Origin of the sequence: Pseudodesulfovibrio sp. S3 (genome assembly GCF_004025585.1) — a bacterium.
Taxonomy (GTDB): Bacteria; Desulfobacterota; Desulfovibrionia; order Desulfovibrionales; family Desulfovibrionaceae; genus Pseudodesulfovibrio.
The window spans coordinates 34,704-57,864 of record NZ_QTZO01000017.1 but is presented as its reverse complement, the minus strand read 5'-3'; the positions used below and the strand labels follow the sequence as shown (position 1 = coordinate 57,864).

Annotated in this window: 26 protein-coding genes; 12 read left to right on the top strand and 14 right to left on the bottom strand. The window is 57.6% G+C overall.

The features are described from left to right. Both DWB63_RS14585 and nhaA read left to right on the top strand, forming a co-directional pair. The coding region (locus DWB63_RS14585; protein WP_128329583.1) for a DUF2064 domain-containing protein at positions 1–445 on the top strand (445 nt) is incomplete at its 5' end. 92 nt (positions 446–537) lie between these two features. Further along, positions 538–1,890 carry a Na+/H+ antiporter NhaA gene (nhaA, locus tag DWB63_RS14580; protein ID WP_128329582.1) on the top strand — a complete coding sequence of 451 codons (1,353 nt, stop codon included), beginning with the start codon at positions 538–540 and terminating at the stop codon, positions 1,888–1,890. 90 nt (positions 1,891–1,980) lie between these two features. On the opposite strand, the gene DWB63_RS14575 is transcribed toward nhaA, so the two are convergent. The 7 genes from DWB63_RS14575 to rpmH all read right to left on the bottom strand — a co-directional run bounded on the left by DWB63_RS14575 (position 1,981) and on the right by rpmH (position 7,296). After that, positions 1,981–2,247: a hypothetical protein gene (locus tag DWB63_RS14575; protein ID WP_128329581.1), complete on the bottom strand. Its 267-nt coding sequence runs from the start codon at positions 2,245–2,247 to the stop codon at positions 1,981–1,983. 1 nt (position 2,248) lies between these two features. Beyond that, positions 2,249–3,640 carry a tRNA uridine-5-carboxymethylaminomethyl(34) synthesis GTPase MnmE gene (mnmE, locus tag DWB63_RS14570; RefSeq protein WP_128329580.1) on the bottom strand — a complete coding sequence of 464 codons (1,392 nt, stop codon included), beginning with the start codon at positions 3,638–3,640 and terminating at the stop codon, positions 2,249–2,251. Between the two features lie 130 nt (positions 3,641–3,770). Further along, the gene (locus DWB63_RS14565; protein ID WP_128329579.1) at positions 3,771–4,829 is read right to left on the bottom strand and encodes a protein jag; all 1,059 of its coding nucleotides are present in this window, start codon (positions 4,827–4,829) and stop codon (positions 3,771–3,773) included. A 47-nt stretch (positions 4,830–4,876) separates the two neighbouring features. Beyond that, on the bottom strand, positions 4,877–6,544 hold the full coding sequence (gene yidC / locus DWB63_RS14560; protein ID WP_128329578.1) for a membrane protein insertase YidC: 1,668 nt from the start codon (positions 6,542–6,544) through the stop codon (positions 4,877–4,879). Next, positions 6,514–6,792, bottom strand: a complete 279-nt coding sequence (yidD, locus tag DWB63_RS14555; protein WP_206613177.1) for a membrane protein insertion efficiency factor YidD — start codon at positions 6,790–6,792, stop codon at positions 6,514–6,516. The genes yidC and yidD overlap by 31 nt, the downstream gene beginning before the upstream one ends. 10 nt (positions 6,793–6,802) lie before the next feature. Next, entirely contained in the window at positions 6,803–7,174 is a 372-nt protein-coding gene (gene rnpA / locus DWB63_RS14550) for a ribonuclease P protein component (protein WP_128329576.1), read from the bottom strand. After that, positions 7,162–7,296 (bottom strand): 50S ribosomal protein L34, encoded by a 135-nt coding sequence (gene rpmH, locus DWB63_RS14545; protein WP_128329575.1) that lies wholly within the window; start codon positions 7,294–7,296, stop codon positions 7,162–7,164. Before rpmH ends, rnpA begins: the two co-directional genes overlap by 13 nt. Before the next feature lie 225 nt (positions 7,297–7,521). Here rpmH and DWB63_RS14540 point away from each other — a divergent pair, with 225 nt between their 5' ends. Both DWB63_RS14540 and DWB63_RS14535 read left to right on the top strand, forming a co-directional pair. After that, complete coding sequence (locus tag DWB63_RS14540; RefSeq protein ID WP_128329574.1) at positions 7,522–8,175, top strand: lactate utilization protein; 654 nt, start codon at positions 7,522–7,524, stop codon at positions 8,173–8,175. A 188-nt stretch (positions 8,176–8,363) separates the two neighbouring features. Then, complete coding sequence (locus tag DWB63_RS14535) at positions 8,364–9,110, top strand: UPF0280 family protein (protein WP_128329573.1); 747 nt, start codon at positions 8,364–8,366, stop codon at positions 9,108–9,110. Here the strand turns inward: DWB63_RS14535 and DWB63_RS14530 are convergent. The 4 genes from DWB63_RS14530 to DWB63_RS14515 all read right to left on the bottom strand — a co-directional run bounded on the left by DWB63_RS14530 (position 9,107) and on the right by DWB63_RS14515 (position 12,668). After that, positions 9,107–9,646 (bottom strand): GNAT family protein, encoded by a 540-nt coding sequence (locus DWB63_RS14530; RefSeq protein ID WP_128329572.1) that lies wholly within the window; start codon positions 9,644–9,646, stop codon positions 9,107–9,109. The two genes, DWB63_RS14535 and DWB63_RS14530, sit on opposite strands and share 4 nt — an antisense overlap. A 19-nt stretch (positions 9,647–9,665) precedes the next feature. Then, positions 9,666–10,319, bottom strand: a complete 654-nt coding sequence (locus DWB63_RS14525; RefSeq protein ID WP_128329571.1) for a cyclic nucleotide-binding domain-containing protein — start codon at positions 10,317–10,319, stop codon at positions 9,666–9,668. A gap of 74 nt (positions 10,320–10,393) precedes the next feature. Continuing rightward, positions 10,394–12,238: a sensor domain-containing diguanylate cyclase gene (locus DWB63_RS14520; protein WP_164879904.1), complete on the bottom strand. Its 1,845-nt coding sequence runs from the start codon at positions 12,236–12,238 to the stop codon at positions 10,394–10,396. Between the two features lie 130 nt (positions 12,239–12,368). Further along, positions 12,369–12,668: an MTH1187 family thiamine-binding protein gene (locus tag DWB63_RS14515; RefSeq protein WP_128329569.1), complete on the bottom strand. Its 300-nt coding sequence runs from the start codon at positions 12,666–12,668 to the stop codon at positions 12,369–12,371. A gap of 491 nt (positions 12,669–13,159) precedes the next feature. On the opposite strand from DWB63_RS14515, the gene DWB63_RS14510 reads away from it, so the two are divergent. The 4 genes from DWB63_RS14510 to DWB63_RS14495 all read left to right on the top strand — a co-directional run bounded on the left by DWB63_RS14510 (position 13,160) and on the right by DWB63_RS14495 (position 17,244). Continuing rightward, the gene (locus DWB63_RS14510) at positions 13,160–14,146 is read left to right on the top strand and encodes a hydrogenase small subunit (RefSeq protein ID WP_128329568.1); all 987 of its coding nucleotides are present in this window, start codon (positions 13,160–13,162) and stop codon (positions 14,144–14,146) included. A gap of 67 nt (positions 14,147–14,213) precedes the next feature. Continuing rightward, complete coding sequence (locus tag DWB63_RS14505) at positions 14,214–15,932, top strand: nickel-dependent hydrogenase large subunit (protein ID WP_128329567.1); 1,719 nt, start codon at positions 14,214–14,216, stop codon at positions 15,930–15,932. 464 nt (positions 15,933–16,396) lie between these two features. Next, on the top strand, positions 16,397–16,888 hold the full coding sequence (locus DWB63_RS14500) for a hypothetical protein (RefSeq protein ID WP_241648871.1): 492 nt from the start codon (positions 16,397–16,399) through the stop codon (positions 16,886–16,888). Positions 16,889–16,914: 26 nt separating this feature from the next. Next, positions 16,915–17,244 carry a multidrug efflux SMR transporter gene (locus DWB63_RS14495; RefSeq protein ID WP_128329566.1) on the top strand — a complete coding sequence of 110 codons (330 nt, stop codon included), beginning with the start codon at positions 16,915–16,917 and terminating at the stop codon, positions 17,242–17,244. Between the two features lie 73 nt (positions 17,245–17,317). Here DWB63_RS14495 and DWB63_RS14490 read toward each other — a convergent pair whose 3' ends face one another. The 3 genes from DWB63_RS14490 to icd form a co-directional block, all read right to left on the bottom strand. Next, positions 17,318–17,575 (bottom strand): HypC/HybG/HupF family hydrogenase formation chaperone, encoded by a 258-nt coding sequence (locus DWB63_RS14490; protein WP_128329565.1) that lies wholly within the window; start codon positions 17,573–17,575, stop codon positions 17,318–17,320. After that, positions 17,544–18,098: a HyaD/HybD family hydrogenase maturation endopeptidase gene (locus tag DWB63_RS14485; protein WP_128329564.1), complete on the bottom strand. Its 555-nt coding sequence runs from the start codon at positions 18,096–18,098 to the stop codon at positions 17,544–17,546. Before DWB63_RS14485 ends, DWB63_RS14490 begins: the two co-directional genes overlap by 32 nt. A gap of 300 nt (positions 18,099–18,398) precedes the next feature. Then, complete coding sequence (icd, locus tag DWB63_RS14480) at positions 18,399–19,541, bottom strand: NADP-dependent isocitrate dehydrogenase (RefSeq protein WP_128329563.1); 1,143 nt, start codon at positions 19,539–19,541, stop codon at positions 18,399–18,401. A gap of 165 nt (positions 19,542–19,706) precedes the next feature. Here icd and DWB63_RS14475 point away from each other — a divergent pair, with 165 nt between their 5' ends. The 4 genes from DWB63_RS14475 (at position 19,707) to DWB63_RS14460 (ending at position 23,128) form a co-directional block, all read left to right on the top strand. Next, positions 19,707–20,438: an NAD-dependent deacylase gene (locus DWB63_RS14475; protein WP_206613175.1), complete on the top strand. Its 732-nt coding sequence runs from the start codon at positions 19,707–19,709 to the stop codon at positions 20,436–20,438. A 307-nt stretch (positions 20,439–20,745) separates the two neighbouring features. Then, the gene (locus DWB63_RS14470; RefSeq protein WP_128329562.1) at positions 20,746–22,092 is read left to right on the top strand and encodes a TrpB-like pyridoxal phosphate-dependent enzyme; all 1,347 of its coding nucleotides are present in this window, start codon (positions 20,746–20,748) and stop codon (positions 22,090–22,092) included. A 125-nt stretch (positions 22,093–22,217) separates the two neighbouring features. Beyond that, positions 22,218–22,679, top strand: a complete 462-nt coding sequence (locus DWB63_RS14465) for an META domain-containing protein (protein ID WP_128329561.1) — start codon at positions 22,218–22,220, stop codon at positions 22,677–22,679. Between the two features lie 5 nt (positions 22,680–22,684). After that, positions 22,685–23,128: an META domain-containing protein gene (locus tag DWB63_RS14460; RefSeq protein WP_128329560.1), complete on the top strand. Its 444-nt coding sequence runs from the start codon at positions 22,685–22,687 to the stop codon at positions 23,126–23,128. Positions 23,129–23,161: the final 33 nt, after the last annotated feature.

Sequence of the window (23,161 nt, the reverse complement as noted above, 5' to 3'; positions counted from 1 at the left end):
TCGTCTCAGGGGGCAGAAGGGGGTGGGACTCGGTCGCCGCATGGAGAACGGTTTTCGAGAGGTGTTTCATATGGGGTATGAGCGTGCAGTACTGGTCGGGAGTGATATCCCCGGCCTGACCCCGGATATCGTCAACAGAGGGCTGGCGGCGCTGACGCCCGAGAAGGCGGCCTTTGGCCCGGCCGGGGACGGCGGATACTATCTCATAGGCTTTCACCGTAACGGGTTTTTCCCGGAGGTATTCAAGGCGGAGGAGTGGAGCGATGCGGCAGTGTTCCAACGGGCCTTCAACCTCATCACCGGATCGGGCTTGAAGTTTGCCGAGCTGGACAGGCTGGATGACATGGACACCATGGACGATATCGAGACCATGCTGGCGCTGGGTTCGGCAGGGCCGTTGCGAGGCAGGACCTTGGACCTGGCGCGGAAACTGATCGGACGCTGATTCTTTTTCTTTCGTTCGGCGGTACGGGGTGAAGAGTTGCCCTGTACAGGATAACAGGTATACTCGGCGGGTACTTGAATCAGGAGTGTTATATGAGTCAGTCAAAAGTCAACCCGTTACCGGCCAATAGGGTTTTGAATTCATTTGATAAATTTTTCAAGATGGAAGCTGCTGGTGGTATCGCGCTCATGGTTTGCACCATCGCGGCGCTGGTCTGGGCCAACTCTCCCTGGGCCGAATCCTATCACGCCTTGTGGCAGACCAGGCTTACCGTGGGCATCGGGAACTGGGTCCTCTCCAAGGCGGCCATTCTGTGGATCAACGACGGACTCATGGCGGTATTCTTTTTCCTTGTCGGCTTGGAGATCAAGCGTGAACTGATGGTGGGCGGGCTGTCCACGATGAGCCAGACCATCATGCCGGTGGCCGCAGCCGTGGGCGGCATGGCTGTGCCTGCGCTCTTCTTCTTCGGCCTTAACGCCGGGCAGGAATCTGCAGCCGGATGGGGCATTCCCATGGCCACGGATATCGCGTTTGCGCTTGGCATCATGTCCCTGTTGGGTAGCAGGGTGCCGGTGGGCCTCAAGATTTTTCTGACGGCAGTGGCCATCGTGGACGATATCGGCGCTATCCTGGTCATCGCTGTGTTCTATACCACGTCCCTGGACCTGACGGCTCTGGCCGTGGGGTTGGGGGGGCTCTGCATCATGGCCGCGCTCAACCTGCGGTGGGGCATCCGCCACTCCATCCCGTACCTGGTGCTCGGCGTCATTGTCTGGTTCGCTTTTCTCATGTCCGGGATTCACGCCACCATCGCAGGCGTGCTGGCGGCCATGACCATCCCGGCCGGGACGCGCATGAACTGCTCCTCTTTCGTGGAAGAACTGCGTCATGCCGCCGAGGTCTTCGAGTTGGCCATCACTCCGGGCAAGACCGTGCTGACCAACAGGGAGCAGCAGGTGGCGCTGCATTCCATGGAACATGCCTACGAAGCGGCCACCACCCCCTTGCAGAACATCGAGCACGCCCTGCATCCGTGGGTGTCGTTTGCGATCATGCCCATCTTCGCCCTGGCCAATGCCGGCGTGGCCATGGACGCCGGAGTCCTTCGGGAACTGTTCACCCCGGTGTCCCTCGGCATCTTCTTCGGTTTGGTGGTGGGCAAACAGGTGGGGGTGACCGGTGCCTGCTGGGTGGTCAACAAACTCGGTCTGGCCCCTTTCCCGGACCGGACCACATTGATGCACCTTTGGGGCGCGGCCTGTCTGGCCGGTGTGGGCTTCACCATGTCCATTTTCATTGCAAACCTGGCCTTTGACGAAGGGACCAGACTGGTGGAATTGTCCAAGATCGCCATTCTGTTCGCCTCGTTGGTGTCCGGAGTGCTCGGCTATATGGTGCTCAAGTTCCTTGCGCCTGACATTTCAAAGGAAGGTGTCGGATAGTTTCGGCAAAAAAATCGGATAGATAAAGCCCCCCCCGCATGTCCGATGATGTGCGGGGGGCTTTTCGTGTTGTCGGGAAAAAGGGGGGGGCTAGAATTCCATCAGGCCCAGGGGGTCCAGTTCGCTTTGTTCCACGCGTATGAAGGTTGCCACGTCGAAGAAAAGGTCTGAGCTGATGTCGGTCAGTCTCCACTCGCTGCCCGTGCCGAAGGAATTCCACAGTTCTGTCTGAATGCCCTGGCGGATCTTGAAAGAGACGGTTTCCACTTCGGGTTCGGTGCCGCCGAGATGGGTTTGCATGAGCGGTACAAGGCCGCAGGTCACGTGCTGGACGTCGATGATGGTGTCGTCTGTCATGTCATTTCCCTATGCAGAAGGAGTCGAAGATGGAGTTGAGGATGTCATTGGAGGCAATCTCTCCGGTGATGCCCGAAAGCACGTTGCAGGCGGTTTCGAGGCGCACGCTCAGGAGGTCGTAGGGAATGGACGTTGCCGCGTCCTGCTCCAGGGCCAGCAGTTCTTCGGCAGCCTCCCTCAGTACGGCGGCCTGCCGCGCATTGGGGGCGAGTTCGTCCGGGTCGGGTTGGCCCGCGCCTTGGAGAATACGCTCCCGGATGCGGTTGCACAGGGTGGCGAGACCGGTCCCGGTCTTGGCTGAAACAGCCACGGTTTCGAAGCCGAGGTCCGTCAGAGGCGAGCCGAAAGCCGCGTCGAATGCGTCCTGGTCGGACTTGTTCAGGACAGCCAGCGTCTTGCCTGCGTCCAAAAAACCGGTCATGGACAGGGTTTCGTCGTCCAAGGGCGTGGTCCCGTCGGCAAGGAGCAGCACCAGGTCGGCTTGGTCCATGAGCTCGCGGCCCTTTTCCAGTCCGGCGGACTCGATGATGTCGTTGGTTTGGCGGATACCCGCGGTGTCGGTCAGGCGGATGCTCAGGCCGTCCAGATTGACGGTCTCCTCCAGGTAGTCGCGAGTGGTGCCGGGCTGGTCCGTGACGATAGCCCGGTTTTTACCGAGCAACCCGTTCATGAGACTGGACTTGCCTGCGTTGACACGGCCCGCCAGGACAACCAGTGCGCCTTCGCGCCAGGCCCGTGTGCGGTCCACGGCACAGAGCAGGGATTCGATATCCAGGCGCACTCGGGTACAGGTTCGGATCAGTTCCTCGGGGGAGAGGCATTCGACCTCGTCGTCAGGGAAGTCCACAGCCACGGCCAGTTGGGCACGCAGGTGCTCCAGGCTGGCTCGCAGTTCAGTGATTTTTTGGCCGAGAAGGCCGGATAGCTTGACCTGGGCCAGATGCATGGCGGCCTTGGTGGGGGCGTGAATCATCTCGGCCACGGCTTCGGCCTGGGACAGGTCCATGCGGCCGTTCATGAAAGCCCGATAGGTGAATTCGCCGCGCTCTGCCAGGCGGGCACCCCGGTCAAGGGCCTCCTGCAATACGGCATCGAGCACGGCCCGGCCCCCGTGGCAGTTGAGCTCGACCACGTCTTCGCCGGTGTAGGATTTGGGCCCGGGCATGAAAGCGCAGAGCACGTCGTCCAGCTCCATGCCGTTGCGGTCGAGGATATGGCCGTAATGCAGCCGATAGGGCGTGAAGTCGGTGAAGGCACTGTTGGCGGGCCGGAAGAGTCCACCAGCAATCACCCGACATCGGCTGCCGCTGATGCGGATGATGCCCACGCCGCCGTTTCCGGGCGGGGTGGCGATGGCCGCGATGGTGTCCCTGGATAACCTTGGATCAAGCATGTGGATTTCCTTACAGGACGTTGCCCGGAATGGCAAAAGGGAAAAGGGCCGCTTCAGGAAGCGGCCCTTGAAGATTGCATCAAGGCTTTCGAGAGTGGTGCAGTTGCGCTGCTATCGAAGGCTGCCGTTCTTAGTACCGGGCGCGGCTGCCATTTTTGCGGCTCTTGGGAACGATGAGCACGCGTTTCATGGGACCGTCGCCTTTGGAGCGGGTGAAGACGGTCTCGTTTTCCTGCAATACCAGGTGAATGACACGTCGGTGATAGGAGGACAGGGGCTTGGTGGACTGGGTCCGGCCCAGGCTGTCCGCTTTTTCGGCCAGGTGCAGGGCGATCTGGCGGAGCTTGTCGTCCTGGCGTTCGCGATAGTCGCCGGTATCCACCTGGATGCGGACAGAGGCTTCCATCTTGCGGGAGACGAGGCGGTTGACCAGGTATTGGATGGAGGAGAGGGTCTGGCCCTCGCGCCCGATGATCAGGCCGGAGTTCTCTTCGTCGTCGATGAAGACCTTGACCCGGTCGGTTTCCAGGGTAATCTCAAGGGTGGTTTCACCGACGATGGGGTCGAGCAGCTTGACCATGACTTCCCGCACGGCCGCTTCCAGCACGACAGGATCGAATTCCGACATGTCGGAGCGGGGGCGTTCCTCTTGCTGTTCACGCGGTTCACGCGGTTCACGCGGCTCGCGAGGTTCACGGGCCTTTTTCTCACGCGGCTTGTTCTCGCGCCGGGGCTGTCTTTCGCTCTTGGCCTGTCTGGGCTTCTTTTCACGCGGTTTGCGTGCATTGCGGGCAGGTCCCTCGGCCTGATCTCCCCGGTCGACGTTGCCGTTGACGTCGTTGAAAACTTCCACCGGAATGAGGTTGCCGTTGGGCTCTTCAATCTCGGCCTTGGCCTCGGGCTTTGGTGCTGCTTGGGCCTTGGGCTTGGGTTTTGCCTTAGGCTTGGATTCCTGTTTGGGCTTGGCTGGTGCCGCATCGTCGCCATTGAGGATGTCAGAGGCGTTAACCTGGGCTTGCGGCCTGGCTTTGACCTTGGCTTTTTTGACGCCCATGATGCCGAAGATCCCGGAGGAGCCTCCGGCCATGATCTCGATTTCCAGCCGGTCGCGTTTGAGATTGTAGTAATCACATGCGCTTTCGATGGCTTCGTCCAGGTCCTTGCCCTGGAATTCTTTGAAGTCGCTCATTATCTATAGTCCTTATCAAGCCGGGGTAAATGGGCCCCCCGGTGGCGTTAATCGTTCGTGGCGGCTGCTTTGGCCTTGGATTTCCTGGCGATCATCAACTGTTGCCCGATGGACAGAAGGTTGTTGAACAGCCAGTACACGACCAGACCGGACGGAAACTGCAGGAACATGAAGGTAAAGATGGCCGGCATGAGCAGCATGATCTTTTGCTGCGTGGGGTCGCCTGCACTGGGGGTCATCTTTTGCTGCAGGAACATGGATGCGCCCATGATGATCGGTGTGATGTAGTACGGATCCTTGGCGGAAAGGTCCGCGAGCCAGGGCAGATCGGTGAAGGGCAGGTGGGCGATGAAAGGAGCGTGCCTGAGCTCCACAGCGCCGAGCAGGGCCTTGTAGAGGCCGAAGAATACCGGGATCTGCACGATCATGGGAAGACAGCCGCCCATGGGGTTGACCTTGTAAGTCTTGTACAGGGCCATGGTCTCCTGATTGAGACGCTGCTTGTCGTCGCCGTATTTCTCGCGAAGTTTAGCGACCATGGGCTGGAGTTTTTTCATCTGCTCCATGGACCCGTAGCTCTTCTGGGAAAGGGGCCAGAAGATGAGTTTGATGATACAGGTCAGGAGGATAATGGCCACACCGTAGTTGCCGATATAGTCATAGAAGAAGTTCAGACCGATCAGCAGCGGCTTTGCCAGGACGTCGAACCAACCGAAGTTGACGGCGTCGCTCAGGTCGTTGGGCATCTTGGCCAGCATTTCCCGGTCGGTGGAGCCGATGAAATAGGATGCCTTCAGGGTCTTTGCCACGTTGGGCAGGAAGGTGGCTTTCTCGCTGATGGCCATACGGAAGATGTCGTCCTGTACGCCTGCGGACAGGGACGAGTTTTCGTTTCCGGGCAGTACGGCAAACAGGAAATAGTTGGATTCGATGGCGCCCCAGTTCAGTTCGCCGGTTACGGACAGCCCTTCTTCCTTGAGGTCGTCACGGTCGTCCATCTCTTCGCGTTTTTCCTTGGTCAGGTAGGCGATCCGTGTCGGGTTGTAACGGTCGTCTTCGGCGGACATGGATTTGGCGGCGGCGGTAAAGGACAGGGAGCCTTCAGCGCCGGTCTCGGTCATGTTGGTGACCGTGGCCGATTCGTCGATGAGATAGGAGTCGGCGTGGAAGGTGAGGGTACGTTCGATGTGGAATCCGCCGGATTGGCCGACAAAGGTCAGGGTCTTGGTCCCGTCCGAATCGTTCAGGGTGAGGTCGGTGCCCGAGAAGGACCACTGGCCGCGTTTCCACGTGTGGTGTTCCTTGTCATTGGCGGTCAGAATCAGGCCGAGCGGGCCCTTGGCAAAGGCATTGGGGCCGACGAGGTCCACATTCGGGGAGTTTGCCGCAATGGTGTCACGATAGTTCTTGAGAATGAATTTTTCGAGAGTGCCGCCCTGGGAATTGAAGACGGCGGTGTAAAGCGGGGTATCCACCGTGACCGGGGTTCCGGCGGTGGGAGTGAAGTCTGGGGCGGAGGCAGCTTCGGCTCCGGCCTGGGCTGCGGTGGAGGGCTGCTCGGTGAGGGCAGCCGTTTTCTGTTCGGCCTCGGCGGCCTTTCGGGCTATTTCGGCTTGTTGTTCTGCCGAGGGGGCCATGATGTACTGCCACCCGAAGATGACAACAGCACTCAGCACCAGGGCAATTACAAGACGGATTTGCTCCTTCTTCTCCATGGGATGAATCTCGCTTTGGTTTTGAAATCGGGCCAAACGGCCGGGACGGGGTCAAAGCCCCCGCGGCATAAAGGCTGGCAACGAAGGAGACGCCAAAGCGTAAGAAGGCCCCCCTTGAATGCGCCGTGTTGGATGAGGGCTTCCTTCGCGTATTCGGAGCACGTCGGATAGAACCTGCATGCCTTAGGCAGCAAGGGAGAGATGAGTTTTTGATAAAACCAAATGAGCGCCAGAAATAGTGAGCGCATCATTTCCTCTCTATGAGGCCGCCGCTTCCGCACGTAAACGGCTGAAAAGCGGGGTGAACTCTTCTGTGGCAAGGGCGAGATCCAGCTGCTTGGCCTCAAGGTTCCTTTTCGGAACAATGACAATATCCAGAGGCAATTCAAAATCAGATTGATGCAGCCTGAAAAACTCGCGCACCACCCTTTTGATACGGTTGCGCGCCACTGCGTGCCCAACTTTCTTACTCACTGTCAGCCCCAGGCGAAGGCCGCCGTCAGGATCAACGCGCTTACGGATGAACAGGATGAAACTGTGGGTGTAGTGTTTCCTGCCCTGTTCGTAACAAGCTGTGAATTCTGGGCTTCTGAGCAGCCGGCGCTCCTTGTTCCAGGCTAGACGGCTAATCTCTTACGCCCTTTGGCGCGACGGCGGCGAAGCATTGCGCGCCCGTTTTTGGTGCGGGAGCGCACCAGGAAACCGTGGGTTCTTTTGCGACGGCATTTGCTGGGCTGGTAAGTACGTTTCATATCTATATCTCCTAAAGAGTGAAAATTTACTAGAAGTCATGTCGAACGGAAGCATATAACCGCTGTCCCGAAGACCGTCAAGCGCTATTTTCGGGTGGTTCTCCAGTCTCCGCTTCCGGGCGACCGGGAAATCTGCTACAGGTTTTTTCAACGGTTGGCGAGCGAAAAAAATGCCAGTTTCAGGATCGCCATATAATACCATAAACTATAAGCCACGGAGACGCCATGGACAAGCCTGTAGATAATTTTTGGGACTTGAATCTCAGGGATCTGAAGCAGCAACTGGCAAAAAACGGATTTGAAGTCTTTCTCGCAGATTCAGCAGACCATGCCCGCGAGGTGGTACTCACCGAGATTCTGCCTGTTCTCAAGCCGAAAACCATATCCTGGGGCGGGTCCACAACCCTTGCGTCCAGTGGGCTGTACGACATCCTGCGTGACTCCGACGAGTTCGAGTGCCTGGACACGTGGGACAAGTCCCTGAGCAACGAGGAAAAATACGAGCTTCGCCGCCAGGCCCTGTTGGTGGATTGTTTTTTCACGGGCACCAATGCCGTCACCCTGGACGGCAAGCTGGTCAATCTCGACATGATCGGCAACCGCACCGGGGCCATTACCTTCGGCCCGAAGAACGTGGTCATTCTGGTCGGTCGGAATAAAGTCGTGCCCGACCTGGAACGGGCCATGGACCGGATAAAGGAGTACGTGGCCCCTGTGAACACCATGCGCCTGGACATGAAGACGCCGTGCGTCAAGACCGGCTACTGTATGGATTGTGATTCGCCCCAACGTATCTGCAACGTCTGGTCCATCACCGAGAAATCCTTTCCCAAGGGCCGCATCAAGGTGGTCCTCGTCAATGAAGACTGCGGATTCTAGGCGGGAGCCTCCGGCGGCCCCCCCCATCTTTCTTTTTTCCTGAACTTTTGGTGCCGCTTTGCCTGGTGTGGCGGTGTGGAAAGAGGTGTTCCCAAAATGTGCGTAACGCGGGCAGTTGTGGATAAGATGTTCCAAAGTGTGTTCCCAACCTGTTCCGCTTTTGGAACATCGCCCCGGAGGCCTTGGTAATGGCGGGTCGCCATCTTTCCACAGCCCGTGGCTACCGGGAGTCCGTCAGGCCTCGGGAGGGCGAGGTCCGTTTTCAGGTGGCGGTGGAGCAGACCGATCTGCTTGTCGTGGCCGAAACCGACCTGCGCGACGAGATTGCCTCCTTTGTGTCCCAGGTCCGGGGCGACATCAAGAACTGGATACTGTTTCATCCGGAATTTGCCGAAAGTCTGGTGCCGGTTTCTGTTCCAGAGACCGCACCCGATATCATCCGGGCCATGGCGGCGGCCGGGGAGGCCTGCGGTGTCGGTCCCATGGCGGCCGTTGCCGGAGCCGTTGCCCAGGCCGTGGGGGAGGCGTTTGTTTCGCGCAGTCCGAATATCCTGGTGGAGAACGGTGGGGATACCTACCTGCATTCGACCAGGGAGCGGGTGGTGGCCTTGTTGGCCGAGCCGGAATCCGGGGCTTCGGTCGGTTTGAGGCTGGAAGCAGGAGCCTTTCCCGTAGCCATCTGCGCTTCCAGCGGTACCATCGGACATTCGCTCAGTCTCGGTTCGGGGGACCTGGTGGCTGTCCGGGCCAAGGACGCCCGGTTTGCCGACGCTGCGGCCACAGCCCTGTGCAATGAGTTGAATTCCGAGGCCGATATGGACCGGGTGCTCAAGCGGGCCAAGGCCTTGGCTGCTTTTGGTCTGGAGGGCGTGTTCGCCCAGTATGATCAAAAGGTGGCCGCCTGGGGCGACCTGGAGCTGGTGGCCCTGGATTAGGGCAGCGGCCTGCCGTAATACCACAGGTCTGTGGTTTTCCCCCACTTTCTGACGCCGTCCTTGCTCACGCCCTCGTTGACGAATCCACATTTTTCCAGCACCCGGCGTGAGGCTGGGTTCCAACCGAAGACCGTGGCCGAGAGTTTTTCCACGTTCGTGGCTTGCCCCATGTAGGCTGTCAGGGCCGTGACCACCTCGGTGGCGATTCCCTTGCCCCAGTGGTCCACGCCCAGCCAGTAGCCCATTATGGCGGTGTGGCTCTGTATGTCTTTACCCCGTTCGCAGCCGCATCCCCCGATAAGCTGCTGGTCTCGAAGGATGGCGAAGAGCCAGGCGTCTTCACCCGGATTGGCCGTGTGATAATCAAGGAATTTCTTGGCCGCGGCTTCGTCGTAGGGATAGGGAAACCTGTAGGACGTATTCCAGGAGATGGCCTTGGTGTCGGCAATGGGCGGCAAGGAGGGGGCGTCGCTTCCGCGCCATGGACGGAGGACGCATCGGGCGGTGCGCAGTATGGTTCGGCTGAAGTCTTGCATGGTCGTTCGGCGGCGGAGGTCAGTCCTTTTTTTGCATCACTGCGTTGAGCATGTCCCGCTCGCGTATTCGGATGATGCGGATGTCGTTGGCGTCTCGTCCAATGGCCAGCAATCCCTGGTCCGCAAGCCCCAGGATGTATTGTTCGATTTTTTCCTGGGTGGTCACGAAGGTGTCTGCAAAGGTCTTGATGGTGGGGTCATATTTCAGTTCAAGTTTGCCGCAAGTGGAGAAAAGGTCCAGGATGCGGACAATACCCAGGCCGATGGACGGAACCTGCATGGCCTTTTTCGTGGTGGTTTTGAGGCGGCTGACCAAGACGGTGATGATGGAAGCGATGACCTTGGGCGATTCATGCATGAACTCTTCCAGGTCATCCTTGGTGACCACGACGACCTTGGAGTCCTCCAAAGCTATGGCCGTGGCCGTGCGAACGCCTTCGTCCAGGAACAGGGCCATTTCTCCGAAAATAGATATGGGTTTGAGGATGGCGAAAACCTTTTTGTGGCCTTCGATCGATCCGGAAATCTCGATTTTACCGTCTGTCAGGATGTACGCAGCATCGCCTTTGCTCCCCTCGTTGAAGACCACATTGTGCTTGAGCACATTGCGCATCAGGTAGTTCCCGCGGGAAACCTGCTTCATCTGGACTGTCTGTTGCGTGACGATGGACACCTGCTTGCTCCTGTTGTGAAGGGAGTGTTTTCAGTCTTATCAGATTGATCGCCGGTTACAAGAAGATTGAGTATTTATATCTTGACCACTGAGTTCCGGCCCGTTTCCTTGGCCTTGTACAGTCCTTCGTCGGCTCGTGTGAGGAGGTCGGTCACGCTGTCACCCTCGGTCATCGAGGAGACGCCTATGGAGGTGGTGACCGTCAGGTCGGCTTTTTCCGTGGGAATGGGGGTGGTGTCGGCAACCATGCGGATGCGTTCCGCCACTTCCATGGCCTGCTCAACATCTGTTTCTATGAGCAGTGCGGCGAATTCCTCGCCTCCCAACCGGGCGAAGATGTCGTTTTGCCTGAGGCCGGCCCGACAGCGCAGGGCAAAAACCCGCAGCACTTCGTCGCCCGTGGCGTGACCGAAGGTGTCATTGGTGTCTTTGAAATGATCCAGGTCGAACATGAGCATGGTCAGGGGGTGGTTGAATCTTTTGGCTCTCGCGATCTCGGTCTTGGCCATCTGGAAGAAGGCGTGGCGGTTGTAGGCGCCGGTCAACTGATCCCGGGTGGCCATTCGTTCGAGTTTGGCCTCCAGCCGCCTTTTTTCGGTCACGTCGAAGATGATGGAGTAGTGCAGTTGCCGGTTACTGATGGAGACCGGGCCGGTAAAGACTTCCACATGACGCTGGGTGCCGTCTTTGAGTGTGTGTACGTGCTTGAAATAGCTCCGGCGTTCATTTGCCGCCTGCTGAAGTTCCTCGTATATTTCTGCATCCGTCATGCAGTCCAGCTCGCGGATGGTCATGGAGGTCAGTTCCGCGTTGGTGTATCCGTAAAACTGACAGGCAGCGGGGTTCACAAACTGGATGCTTGAAGTCATGGGGTCGTGGAGCAGCATGGCCGCCTTGTTCTCCTCGAAAAAGGCGCGGTGCAGTTCGTCGCGTTCCTCCAGTGCCTTGCCGGCTTCCACCTGGGCGGTGACGTCTTGCAAAATTCCGTTCAGGGAGCCGTCCGTTGTCAGTTTTCCCGAAAGTTCCACCCAAATGGTGTTGCCGTCACAACGGCGGAATTGGGTTTTGAAATGGGAGATTTCCCCGAATTCTCGGAGGATCTGCCAGAGTTTCTCGCGGTCGTCGGCGTTGACGTAGTGGTCGAGGACGTTGACGCTGGCCAGTTCTTTGGCCGAAGGGTAGCCAAGGATGTGGGCCAGGGTGTTGTTGGCTTCCTTTCCTATGCCGTCAGGGTGAATCTGGAAGATGCCCGCCTGCGCGTTGTTGAAGAGTTCTCGGTGCCGCCTCTCACTGTCCTCCAGGGCGGCTTCCTTGCGGGCGATGTGCTTGATCATGCTGTTGTGGGCATTGATCACCTCGCCTATTTCATCCTTGCTTTCCCAGTTCACCAATACCCATTTACCGTTGACGTTTGTTTCACGGATGGCGTCGAGGAGCTGCTTCAGTGGGCGGCTGACGGTGTTCGAGAAGGCATATATGGCTCCGACCAGTATGGCCACTATGATCAGCAGCATGCGTGAAAGTTGGGCCAGGAAGTGATTGCGGAATTCCTTCTCTGCGGTCGCATGGGTGTAGTAGACGTGCAATCGGCCAAGATCGATTTTATCTCCGTCTGGGAACCTTTTGAAAATGAACCGTTCAATGGTGAGAATCTGATCGACACCGTCTCCGGGAGTAATGCCGTAGGAAATGAACAGTTCGCCGTTTTCCTTGAAAATGTCAGCGCCGAGAATGGCCGGATTGCTGGCAAGGGTGCCCAGTGTGCTGACTATTTCCTCAGTCTGGTTGTTCCGCATCAGATCATCCAGCACCCTGCTGATGGAAGAGGCGAAGATTTCGACGTTGTTGTCGAGCCTTGTGAGGATTTCCTGACGGGTTATGTGCCCGAAAACGAGCATGAACAGGAACGATATCATCATCAACGGTGGCAGGATGCGTACCAGGAACTTGACGATCAGAGACCGCGAAACCGCCTTGCCATAGGAAAATAATCCTGATGTTTTATTATGATTATGTTTTGTCTCTGGGGTGGGCATGGAAAGAATGGCCTTATTTTTGTTTGTCCGTGACGCTCTGGACCTTTTGAGCCAAGCCGTGGAGCCTGCCTTTACGGGAGTCGGCTTTGATATTCAGGTAGATACGGTCCGAATCCTTTTCAAGATCGCGGTAGCAAGCGTCCACCACGGCCATGACGTCTTCCCACTCGCCTTCGATGCTGGTTCCCATGGGGCCGAGTGCATAGCTCAGGCCGGATTGTCGAATGATATCCAGGGCTCGGGCCACATAGGAACCGAGGTCCGAAGCGCCCTTGTCCATGGGGAATATGGCGAGATCTATGATGACACTCATTTCTTGGTCCTTGGTCGGAGGGAATCCATTTGTGCTACTACGATTATTACGCAGGGAGATTGTTTCAAGTCAATAATATATGTGACTAGCAGAACTTTTGCCAGGGGGGCGGCTCTTGAAAGCATACAGGTCACAGAGTCCGCCCCCGGATGTTATTTGTGCTGTCTCGTCGGCAAGTGGTAATATATTATTAGAGCGAGTCGCACGCTCTGTTACATAATTATGGCAAGTTGCCTAGCTTGCCGATTCGCTTGAAAGTTTTTTGAAGTTGCCTATTGATTTTGTTTGTAAACCGGGATACGACTTTGTTAATTAATTTTTCCGGGGGGTTATAGCACGAACTCGGGAAAAGAACGTTAATCGTGTCACGATTTACGGAATCGTGGCAAGGAGATGGTTTAGGTCCGAGTTCGGGCGTGTGCCCGACGGTTATGATGAGGATAACGGTGTTCTCACGTCATAACAGACTCATTTTATTACGGAGGTGTTCTATGAAATTTTCCGTAGGTCATGGCAAGGAAGGAGCCGTGGAACGGCTGGAAAAACGCGGCGTCAATCGTCGTGATTTCATGAAGTTCTGCGGAACCGTGGCCGCAGTGATGGGCATGGGGCCGGCTTTCGCACCGAAAGTCGCCGAAGCCCTCACAGCTGACAACAGGCCTGACGTCGTTTGGCTGCACAACGCCGAATGTACCGGTTGTTCCGAGTCCATTTTGAGGACGGTCGAGCCTTATATCGATGCCCTCATTCTGGATTACATCTCGCTGAACTACCATGAGACCATCATGGCAGCAGCGGGTCACGCCGCAGAGAAAGCTCTGTGGGATACTGTTAATGCGGGCAACTTCGTTGCCGTCATCGAAGGTGGCGTTCCCACCGCTCCGGCCGGTACTGCCAATGAGCCCGGTGCCCATGGCAAGGTCGGTGGTCACACCATGCTCGAAAATACCACCAAGGTCGTCGAGGCCGCTGCTGCTACCATTACTTATGGTACCTGTGCCGCCTACGGTGGCGTGCAGAAAGCCGCCCCGAACCCGACCGCTGCCAAAGGCATCGGCGAACTGTTCCCGGGCAAGGCCATCATCAATGTGCCTGGCTGTCCGCCGAACCCGTTCTCCCTGGTTGGTACCATCGTGCACTTCCTGACCAAGGGTATCCCCGAGCTCGACTCCGTCGGCCGTCCGATTCCCTTCTACGGTGAGACCGTGCATGACAACTGCCCCAGGCAGGAGTTCTTTGACATGGACCAGTTTGCACCTTCCTTCGGTTCCGAGGAAGCTCGCAAGGGCTGGTGTCTGCGTAAGCTCGGTTGTCGTGGTCCTGAGACCTACAACAACTGTTCTACTGTTAAATTCAACCAGTACAACTGGCCTGTTCAGGCCGGCCACCCCTGCATCGGCTGCTCGCAGCCTGATTTCTGGGATGGCGCAGACTGGGACGGCGAAACCTACATGTACGCTGACCTCACCAACCTCTAGTTGGTAGTCACGTATCGTTTCGCTCAACTAACGCAGACAGAATCAGAATTCTTAAGGAGGATACAATATGTCTGGTTGCTCCCCTAAAGCCGCCCCGATGGCGCATGGGAAACACGATGTCGTAGTTGACCCGGTCACCAGGATCGAAGGTCACCTGCGCATTGAGGCAGTGGTCGAAGATGGCAAAATCGTTGACGTCCGCAGCAGCTCCCAGCTGTTCCGCGGTCTGGAGATCATCCTGAAAGGCCGTGATCCCCGCGATGCTCAGCACTTCACCCAGCGTTCCTGCGGTGTCTGCACCTACGTGCACGCACTCGCTTCCATCCGTTGCGTCGACAATGCTGTCGGCGTCGATAAAGAACTGCCCCACAACGCTACCATCATCCGTAACCTGGTGATGGCCGCGCAGTTCATGCACGACCATATCGTGCACTTCTATCATCTGCATGCCCTGGACTTCGTCGATGTGGCTTCCTGCCTCTCCGCCGATGTTGCCAAGACCGCAGAACTGGCCGTTGCCGTTTCCAAGACCGTTCGCCCTGATCCCAAGATCGTCTCCTCCAAGGAAGACCTTCAGAAGACCAAGGACACCGTCAAGGGCATTGTCGACTCCGGTCGCCTCGGCATCTTCACCAACGCGTACTTCCTCGGCGGCCACCCGGCTTACGTCCTGCCGCCCGAAGTCAACCTGTTGGCTACCAACCACTATCTGAATGCTCTGCACCTGCAGGTCAAGGCCGCTCGCGCCATGGCCGTTTTCGGTGCAAAGAACCCGCACACCCAGTTTACCGTCATGGGTGGCGTGACCTGTTACGAAGGCCTCACCGACAAGTACATCAATGACTTCCTGGCCCTGTACGCAGACATCATGGACTTCATCCTTGATTGCTACATCCCGGACCTCATCGCTGTTGCCGGATTCTACAAGGATTGGGCCTCCATCGGCGGCACCACCAACTTCATGAGCTTCGGCGAATACCCCGCACAGGGCGGCGAAGCCGATCTGAACTCCCGTTACGTCAAACCGGGTGTCATCTTCAACCGTGACATCGGTAACGTGATGCCGTTCGATCCTTCGAAGGTCGAAGAGCACGTGAAGCACTCCTGGTACAAGGATGATTCCCCGAAACATCCCTACGCAGGCGTGACCGATCCCATGTACACCAGCCTGGACGACAAGACCAAGTACTCCTGGATGAAGGCTCCCCGTTACGACGGCAAGGCCACGGAAGTCGGTCCTCTGGCCACCTGTCTGGTCAACTACGGTCTGGGTCAGCCCGAGTTCGTCAAGTACGTCAACTTCGTACTCGAAAAGCTTGGCGTCGGCCCCACCGCCCTGTTCTCCACCTTGGGCCGCACCGGTGCCCGCGGCATTGAATGTCTCGTCACCGCCCTGAAGACCGCTGACTGGGTCAACGATCTGAAAGAGAACATCGCCAAGGGCGACCTCGACATCTGCAAGGATTGGGATATGCCCGCCGAAGCACAGGGTGTCGGTTTCGTCAACGCTCCCCGCGGTGGCCTGAGCCACTGGATGAGCATCAAGGACAGCAAGATCGACAACTTCCAGCTCGTGGTCCCGTCCACCTGGAACCTCGGTCCCCGTTGTGACAACAACCTGCCCGGCCCGACTGAAGAGGCTCTGCTGGACAACACCCCGATCGCCGATCCGGAACGTCCGGTTGAAATCCTGCGTACCGTTCACTCCTATGACCCCTGCATCGCCTGTGGCGTGCACGTCATCGATAACAAGACCGGTAACGTCAAGAAGTTCCGCATCCTGTAATCAGCAGGCGCGAACACAAAAAACAGAGAGCCGGGCTTTTGCCCGGCTCTCTTTCTTTTTGCGTTGCGGCCTGGTGCCGGTTTGCGATAGCGGGCCATCTGCAGATTTTTCGGGATTGCCGATTTCTCACCGTATTGTGATACGGCTGCGGATCGGCTGCGTCCGAGAAAATGCGCATCTGATCCATTCTTCCAAGCCTCGGCTGGTCGGGAAATGGGGGAGGGGCGGTCGATATCGTGGGTGTGCGGGGAGACACGTTGCTTTGCTGGTGTCTCCAGGGAAGTGGGGTGGTCCGTTGTCGGGCGGCTTTGCCGTCCGTGACACTAACCGTGTTTTGGAGGGGCCGGTGTATGCTTCCGCTGGACGACTTTGTTAGCCGAGGCGCTCATGATGGATTATCGGGGCTTGGCAGGGTTTGACCGGGCGGGGTGGCTGGGATAGGAGTTGGAGAAGAGGTTTGGGCGATGACCATCAGGATGAAGAATTCTTTGCGCCATGTGAGGGCCGCGCCTTGGCCGTACATGACCGGTACGGGGTCGCTCGTGCTCGCCCTGGGGCTGAAGGTAGCCGGGGCGGCGCAGTGGTCGGCCGGGAATATTCCCGAGGCGGCGGCCTTTGGCTGGTGGGGATTGTGCTGGCTGGTTGTGGCGTTTTTTGCCGTGGCGGACGGTGTGTCCCGGCATCGTGAGTATAAGCGCATCAAATTCATGTTCAAGAGATACGGGTTCAGCGAACGGATTCTCAAACCCCTTGCCCGATCCCGTTGTCAGAGGGACGCCGCCCTGCACGCGGCCCGTGAGACCGGGCATTTTGACCAGGCTCGGTCCTATTTTCGTGAACTTGGCTATCGCTGGTACCATATCCTGCCGGATTACGTCATCCGAAATCCCTTTGCCTTTATCAGTCCGACCTTTTTGCGGTCATCGTTCATGCCCGGCAAAAAAGCACGTGTTTAATCATCCCCTCCAACATCGAGTTTGTCATGGGTTATATCTATCTGGCTTTTGCCATTGTGTGTGAAGTCATCGGAACTTCAGCGATGCAGGCGAGTGACGGCTTTACCAGGGTCGTTCCGAGTCTTGTCGTTGTCATTGGCTACGGACTGTCTTTTTATCTTTTAAGTCTGGTGCTCAGGTCCATACCCATGGGAGTGGCCTACTCCATTTGGGCAGGTCTTGGCATCGTGCTTATCGGCCTTGTCGGGGTTGTCCTCTACAAGCAGTCCCTTGATGTTCCGGCAATGCTTGGCATGGGGCTCATTGTCGCAGGTGTCGGCGTCATCAATATCTTTTCAAAGACCGTAGGGCACTGACAGCGGAATGCTTTTCAAAAAAAAGGCCCGGAGTGCATCGCATTCCGGGCCTTTTGGGTGGTATTGGTTGCGACTACAGCATCTCGTGTTGATACTCTTCGCCGCCCATGAGTTCGACCATGTCCCGCAGGATTTTCAGGGTCTCCTGGGCTTCCTTGGGATCAAGCTTGCGCAGGGCGAATCCCGCATGGATGATGATGTAATCGCCCAGGTTCACTTCTTCGTCCATGAGCATGATGGATGCCTGGACCGTGGTGTTGCCTTCGCCGACCTTGCAGGTGGCGACGCCGTCATTTATTTCAAGGATTTCGGCTGGTATCGCGAGGCACATAAATTCTCTCCATTGCTGGGTTCTTGTCCGTCCGCGGGGCGTAGGTGCCGCCTGCGGTCTCCACTTCCTTGAGGACCATCTCCATTATTTCCGGTAGTTTGGCCTCAAGTTCGGGAGAGAGGGCAGCGGACATGTCGGTGAAGTTGACCGGCTCGATGCCATACAGAATGACGGTGTCCGGTACGCTTCCTATGATGCTACACTGGGCCAGGGTGTCAAGCAAGTCGGTTTGGTGCATGGAATTCTTGAAGGCGCACGCCTTGTTCAGGTCTTCTCCCAGGAGTCGGAAGACCTCGCCCGGCTTGCTGTCGTTGAGCACGATATCAACGATGATCAGGTAATCCGATTCCATGATCGGCCCCATGAGCTTCAGCCCCAAGGTGCCGCCGTCCAGCACGGTAACATTCTCGGAAAACTTGTATTTTTGCTCAAGCTCTTCGGCCACGCGAACGCCGAAACCCTCGTCGGTGAAAAGGATGTTCCCGACGCCCAATATGAGTATACGCTTTTCTGTGTCAGACATGGTCTTTACTTAGTAAACCCAACCTGTTTTAGCAACCACAAACAAAAGTTTTTCAAGGCGATCCGCATGGGGATTTCCGCAAAAACGCGGTGTCGGAAAGATGTGGGAAAAAGAAGGATAGGGGGGTGCGGGGTCAAGTCCGTGTAACGAAGGCATGGCCAGGGAAGGGGCAGGCGGTCTGCGGCTAAACGGTTCATTGGAAAAGCCGCACTGTTGCGGGCGATTGCCCGCCGCGCACGAGCTCCTTGGAGCTGCTCAAGAACCTCTTGATGCAGGTTCTTGAGCAGCCGGAGGCAATCCTTACAGATTCGCCAACAGAATTTCGCCGAATTCCTGGCAGCCGACCTGGGTGGCGCCGTTGATCTGGGCGGCCAGGTCCACGGTGACTTTCTTGGCGGCCAGGGCCTTTTCCACGGAGGCGTGGATGAGCGCGGCAGCTTCATGCCAGCCGATATGCTCCAGGAGCATGGCACCGGACAGGATCAGGGAGCCAGGATTGGCCAGGTCCTTGCCTGCAATGGTCGGGGCTGTGCCGTGGGTGGCCTCGAAAAAGGCGAGTGTGTCGCCCATGTTCACGCCGGGTGCAAGGCCGAGGCCGCCCACCTGTGCGGCCAGGGCATCGGAGATGTAGTCGCCGTTCAGGTTGGTGGTGGCGAGGACCGAGTACTGTTCCGGGTACATGAGTACGTTCTGGAACATGGCATCGGCAATGCGGTCCTTGATGATCACGCCCGGGCCGTCCTGGCCTTCGCGCACGACCTTGCCCTTGTATTCCTCTTCGGCAAGTTCGTAACCCCAGGCGCGGAAGCCGCCTTCGGTGGTCTTCATGATGTTGCCCTTGTGAATCAGGGTCACGGACGGCTTGTTCTCGGCAATGGCGAAGTCCAGGGCCTTTTTCACCAGCCGTTTGGACCCTGCTGGAGTAATGGGCTTGATGCCCACGCTGGCGGTGGGGTCTATGTTGGCACCCAGTTCATCCACGAGAAAATCGATTAATTTCTTGGCTTCCGAGGAGCCGGACTGGTATTCAATACCGGCGTACACGTCCTCGGTGTTCTCGCGGAACACGACCATGTCCACGAGGTCGGGGCGTTTGACCGGGGATTCGATCCCCTTGAAATATTTGATGGGACGGATGCAGGCGTAGAGGTCGAAGACCTGGCGCAGGGTGACGTTGAGGCTGCGGAAGCCTTCGCCGACCGGGGTGTTCAGCGGGCCTTTCATGGCCAGTTCGGCCTTTGACAGGGCGTCCATGGTGGCCTTGGGCAGGTGCTCGCCGGTCTCGGCAAAGCCCTTTTCACCGGCCAGCAGTTCCTGCCAGTCGAGTTCGTTGGCTCCGCCGTATGCCTTTTCAATGGCCGTGTTCAGAACAGGGAGCGTGGCCTTCCAGACTTCAGGGCCGATGCCGTCGCCTTCAATGTAATATACGGTTTTCTTGGTCAATTGGTCCTCCTCGGGCAAGTGTATGGGTCGGGGGTTAAGTGCTGATGAAGTGGCGGACTATGACTTTTATTCGGTGAGATTGCAAGCGACCCACTCCCTGCGTATGCGGCGGAAGAGTCGAATGATGAATGAAAATGTCATTACAGCAAATAGGTAGGAATAATCGTGCAGGCTGATTTGGAGATGGTGAAGGCGTTGCTTGACGGGGGCAGAAGGGTGGTTGCCCTGACCGGCGCAGGTGTTTCCGCTGAAAGTGGGGTGCCGACATTCCGGGGGCGTAACGGATTGTGGAAGAACTACCGTCCTGAAGATCTGGCCCGCCCGGATGCTTTTGCCGTGCACCCGGAGCTGGTTTGGGAGTTCTACAACTGGCGCCGGGAAATGTTGGCAAGGTGCGATCCCAACCCGGCGCATACGGCCCTGGCCCGGATGGAACGCCAATTGCCGAATTTTCTTCTGATCACGCAAAACGTGGACGGCCTGCATGTCCGGGCCGGCAGCCGGAAATTGTTGGAGATGCACGGTTCGCTTTGGCGGGTGAAGTGCACGGTCTGCACCCACGCCCGCGAGGATTTCGAAACCTTGCCCGACACGCCGGAATGCCCTGTCTGCGGGCACCTGCTACGGCCGGGTGTGGTCTGGTTCGGAGAACCTCTGGTGCCTGGGGTGCTCAAGCTGGCCATCGACCAGATCAACCGTGCGGATGTGTTTTTGACCATCGGCAGTTCCGGCTTGGTGCAGCCTGCTGCATCGTTCTATCAGTTGGCAAAGGATCACGGGGCCGTGACCGTGGAGATAAATATGGAGCCGACCCCCAACACGGGATTCATGGATTTCGCTCTGCACGGCAGGGCAGGGGATATCCTGCCCGAGCTGGTCACAGGGCTGTCCGATTAGGGCTCCTTGACTTTGAGACATTATCGAGAGTAACCAGAATACCTATGCAAACACCCTTATCTTACACCTATTTTTGTGGACGCGGGTGGCGTAACGTCAAGCGGCCCGATTCCTAGGCGCGTACTGAAGCAATTCCGCCATCTTCAAGAGGATGGTGGTGTGCGGATGCGCGCAGTTGGAGAATCGGAGAAAGCCGCTGGACATGATGCCAGTGGTTTTTTTTATGAACCGATGAATGATCGAAACGGCGGCCGGGAAGCCGATATTCCTTTTCGATTTAGGTCTCTAAACTGTTCGGAGGAACAATATGTCTGTGAAAAGAGTTTTTTTGCCCCAGGACCAGATGCCGACCCAATGGTACAACCCCATGCCGGATCTGCCCACCCCCCTGGCTCCGCCGCTGAACCCCGAAACCATGGAGCCGTTGACCCCGGACATGTTGTCCCCGATCTTCCCGGATTCGCTGATTGCCCAGGAGATGAGCCAGGAACGGTTCATAGATATTCCCGAAGAGGTGCTCGAGGTCTACAAGATCTGGCGGCCTTCCCCGCTGGTGCGGGCCGACAAGCTGGAAAAGGCCATCGGCGCGAAATGCAAGATCTACTACAAGGACGAATCCGGTTCTCCGGCCGGTTCCCACAAGCCCAACACCTCGGTTCCCCAGGCGTATTACAACAAGATGGCGGGCGTGAAACGCCTGGCCACCGAGACCGGCGCGGGGCAGTGGGGCACGGCCCTGTCCTTTGCCTGTGCCCAGTTCGATATGGAATGCGTGGTCTACATGGTCAAGGTAAGCTACGAGCAGAAGCCGTACCGCAAGATGATCATCAATACCTACGGCGGCACCATCCATGCCTCGCCGTCGGAACAGACACGCACCGGACGCGAGATGCTGGCCAAGGACCCGAACTGCAAGGGCAGTCTGGGACTGGCCATCTCCGAAGCCGTTGAGGATGCCGCCACCCGTGACGATACCAAATATGCGCTCGGATCGGTGTTGAACCACGTGATCATCCACCAGACCATCACCGGTCTGGAGACCCAGAAGCAGTTGGAGATGATCGGCGAAAAGGCCACCCATCTGGTCGGCTGCGTGGGCGGCGGTTCCAACTTCGGCGGTCTGGTGCTGCCGTTCCTGCCCCAGAAGCTGGCCGGGGACCCGGTCCGGTTCATCCCGGTGGAGCCCAAGGCGTGTCCGACCCTGACACGTGGCGAATACCGCTATGATTTCGGTGACATGGCCCGTCTGACCCCGTTGGTCAAGATGCACACCCTCGGGCATGACTTCATGCCCGCGCCCATCCATGCCGGCGGTCTCCGCTATCACGGCGACGCTCCCATCGTTTGCAACATCGTGGAAGAGGGGTTGTGCGAACCCGTTGCCTATTTCCAGACCGAGTGTTTTGAGGCGGCCAAGCTCTTCATGCAGACCGAGGGCTTCCTGCCTGCACCCGAGACGTCCCACGCCATCAAGGGTGCCATCGAGGTCGCCAAGACCGCCGGTCCCGACGACGTGGTCGTTTTCCTTTACTCCGGCCACGGAATGCTCGATCTGGCCTCCTACGACGCCTTCAACCAGGGGCTGCTGACCAATTTCGAGTTGCCCCAGCGGGATATCGAAGAGGCCCTGAAGGCCTGTCCCATAATAAAGTAGGTGCGTTCGACGATAGCAGAAAACCGACCCCGGCACTGACTCGTGCCGGGGTTTTTCGTGTGCCTTGCCACCTGGCTTATGTCTTGGTATTCATACTTTGTATTCACATATTAAGGAGATACTGCATGTTGATCATTTGGAAGAGAATCTGTTGTGCTGTGCTGCTGTCGGTCGCATTGGCCGGTCTGGCCGGGTGCGGTTCGCACGAAGCGCCGGTCATGAATGCGGATGCCATTCGGCAGGCTCTGTTGGACAAAACCTGGACCCTGGAAAAAGTGGCCAGGCGGGAAATGGAAAGCGACACTCCCCTGACCTTGAAATTTGGCGCGGACGGCACGGTGGAAGGGTTCGGCGGCTGCAACGCATTCCAGGGACAATACGCCCTTGATGGCGAGAAGCTGACCTTCGGTCCCATGGCCTCCACGCGCAAGTCCTGCGGCGCTGCGGCCGACGAGCAGGAATACACCTTCCTCACCTACCTGGCCAAGGTTGAGAAGCTGGCCCTGGAAGGTGACGAGTTGAGCCTGTTCACCGACAACCAGTTGGAACTGTTTTTGACCTCGGGCGAATCCGGGTTGTTGTGGTAACAGGGATGCCGCTTGGGGCGGGAAAGACCCGTTCAGTCTGTCTGTCTGCCCTGGCCGGGGTGATTCTGTTGATGTCCGGATGCTCCGGGGCGAGCGTCGGCAGTGACGATATCCTGCCCAGATTGGCAGGCAAGGTGTGGGTGGCCGAGTACATTCTGGGCGATCCGGTCATGGACATGGGCCATTCGTCCATGGTGTTTTCCGGCGCAGGCACGGTCTCGGGTCTGGGCGGCTGCAACCACTATTCAGGTTCTTTTACGCTTGAGGGCGACATGATTTCCTTCGGTCCCATGGCCGCGACCATGATGAGCTGTTCGCCACCGCTCGACGATCTGGAGATGCGTTTTTTCCAGTCTTTGTCCCATCCGCTGAAAGTGAAAATCGAGAACGGGTTGCTCAATTTCATCGCCGATGACGGCAGGGTGTCGGTGTTTGCCGCGCAGCCTTGAGCCTGTGTGGCATGGCAGATGATGACGCCGGTT

Bases quoted from the DNA above. Each gene is read 5' to 3' on its own strand.
- DWB63_RS14465 (WP_128329561.1), top strand. From the start codon at position 22,218: ATGTTGATCATTTGGAAGAGAATCTGTTGTGCTGTGCTGCTGTCGGTC.
- DWB63_RS14510 (WP_128329568.1), top strand. From the start codon at position 13,160: ATGAAATTTTCCGTAGGTCATGGCAAGGAAGGAGCCGTGGAACGGCTG.
- DWB63_RS14515 (WP_128329569.1), bottom strand. From the start codon at position 12,668: ATGAGTGTCATCATAGATCTCGCCATATTCCCCATGGACAAGGGCGCT.
- DWB63_RS14470 (WP_128329562.1), top strand. From the start codon at position 20,746: ATGTCTGTGAAAAGAGTTTTTTTGCCCCAGGACCAGATGCCGACCCAA.
- DWB63_RS14540 (WP_128329574.1), top strand. From the start codon at position 7,522: ATGGACAAGCCTGTAGATAATTTTTGGGACTTGAATCTCAGGGATCTG.
- yidD (WP_206613177.1), bottom strand. From the start codon at position 6,792: ATGCGCTCACTATTTCTGGCGCTCATTTGGTTTTATCAAAAACTCATC.
- DWB63_RS14565 (WP_128329579.1), bottom strand. From the start codon at position 4,829: ATGAGCGACTTCAAAGAATTCCAGGGCAAGGACCTGGACGAAGCCATC.
- DWB63_RS14535 (WP_128329573.1), top strand. From the start codon at position 8,364: ATGGCGGGTCGCCATCTTTCCACAGCCCGTGGCTACCGGGAGTCCGTC.
- mnmE (WP_128329580.1), bottom strand. From the start codon at position 3,640: ATGCTTGATCCAAGGTTATCCAGGGACACCATCGCGGCCATCGCCACC.
- rpmH (WP_128329575.1), bottom strand. From the start codon at position 7,296: ATGAAACGTACTTACCAGCCCAGCAAATGCCGTCGCAAAAGAACCCAC.
- DWB63_RS14505 (WP_128329567.1), top strand. From the start codon at position 14,214: ATGTCTGGTTGCTCCCCTAAAGCCGCCCCGATGGCGCATGGGAAACAC.
- DWB63_RS14520 (WP_164879904.1), bottom strand. From the start codon at position 12,238: ATGATGATATCGTTCCTGTTCATGCTCGTTTTCGGGCACATAACCCGT.
- DWB63_RS14460 (WP_128329560.1), top strand. From the start codon at position 22,685: ATGCCGCTTGGGGCGGGAAAGACCCGTTCAGTCTGTCTGTCTGCCCTG.
- DWB63_RS14500 (WP_241648871.1), top strand. From the start codon at position 16,397: ATGACCATCAGGATGAAGAATTCTTTGCGCCATGTGAGGGCCGCGCCT.
- yidC (WP_128329578.1), bottom strand. From the start codon at position 6,544: ATGGAGAAGAAGGAGCAAATCCGTCTTGTAATTGCCCTGGTGCTGAGT.
- DWB63_RS14530 (WP_128329572.1), bottom strand. From the start codon at position 9,646: ATGCAAGACTTCAGCCGAACCATACTGCGCACCGCCCGATGCGTCCTC.
- DWB63_RS14495 (WP_128329566.1), top strand. From the start codon at position 16,915: ATGGGTTATATCTATCTGGCTTTTGCCATTGTGTGTGAAGTCATCGGA.
- DWB63_RS14490 (WP_128329565.1), bottom strand. From the start codon at position 17,575: ATGTGCCTCGCGATACCAGCCGAAATCCTTGAAATAAATGACGGCGTC.
- DWB63_RS14485 (WP_128329564.1), bottom strand. From the start codon at position 18,098: ATGTCTGACACAGAAAAGCGTATACTCATATTGGGCGTCGGGAACATC.
- DWB63_RS14575 (WP_128329581.1), bottom strand. From the start codon at position 2,247: ATGACAGACGACACCATCATCGACGTCCAGCACGTGACCTGCGGCCTT.
- nhaA (WP_128329582.1), top strand. From the start codon at position 538: ATGAGTCAGTCAAAAGTCAACCCGTTACCGGCCAATAGGGTTTTGAAT.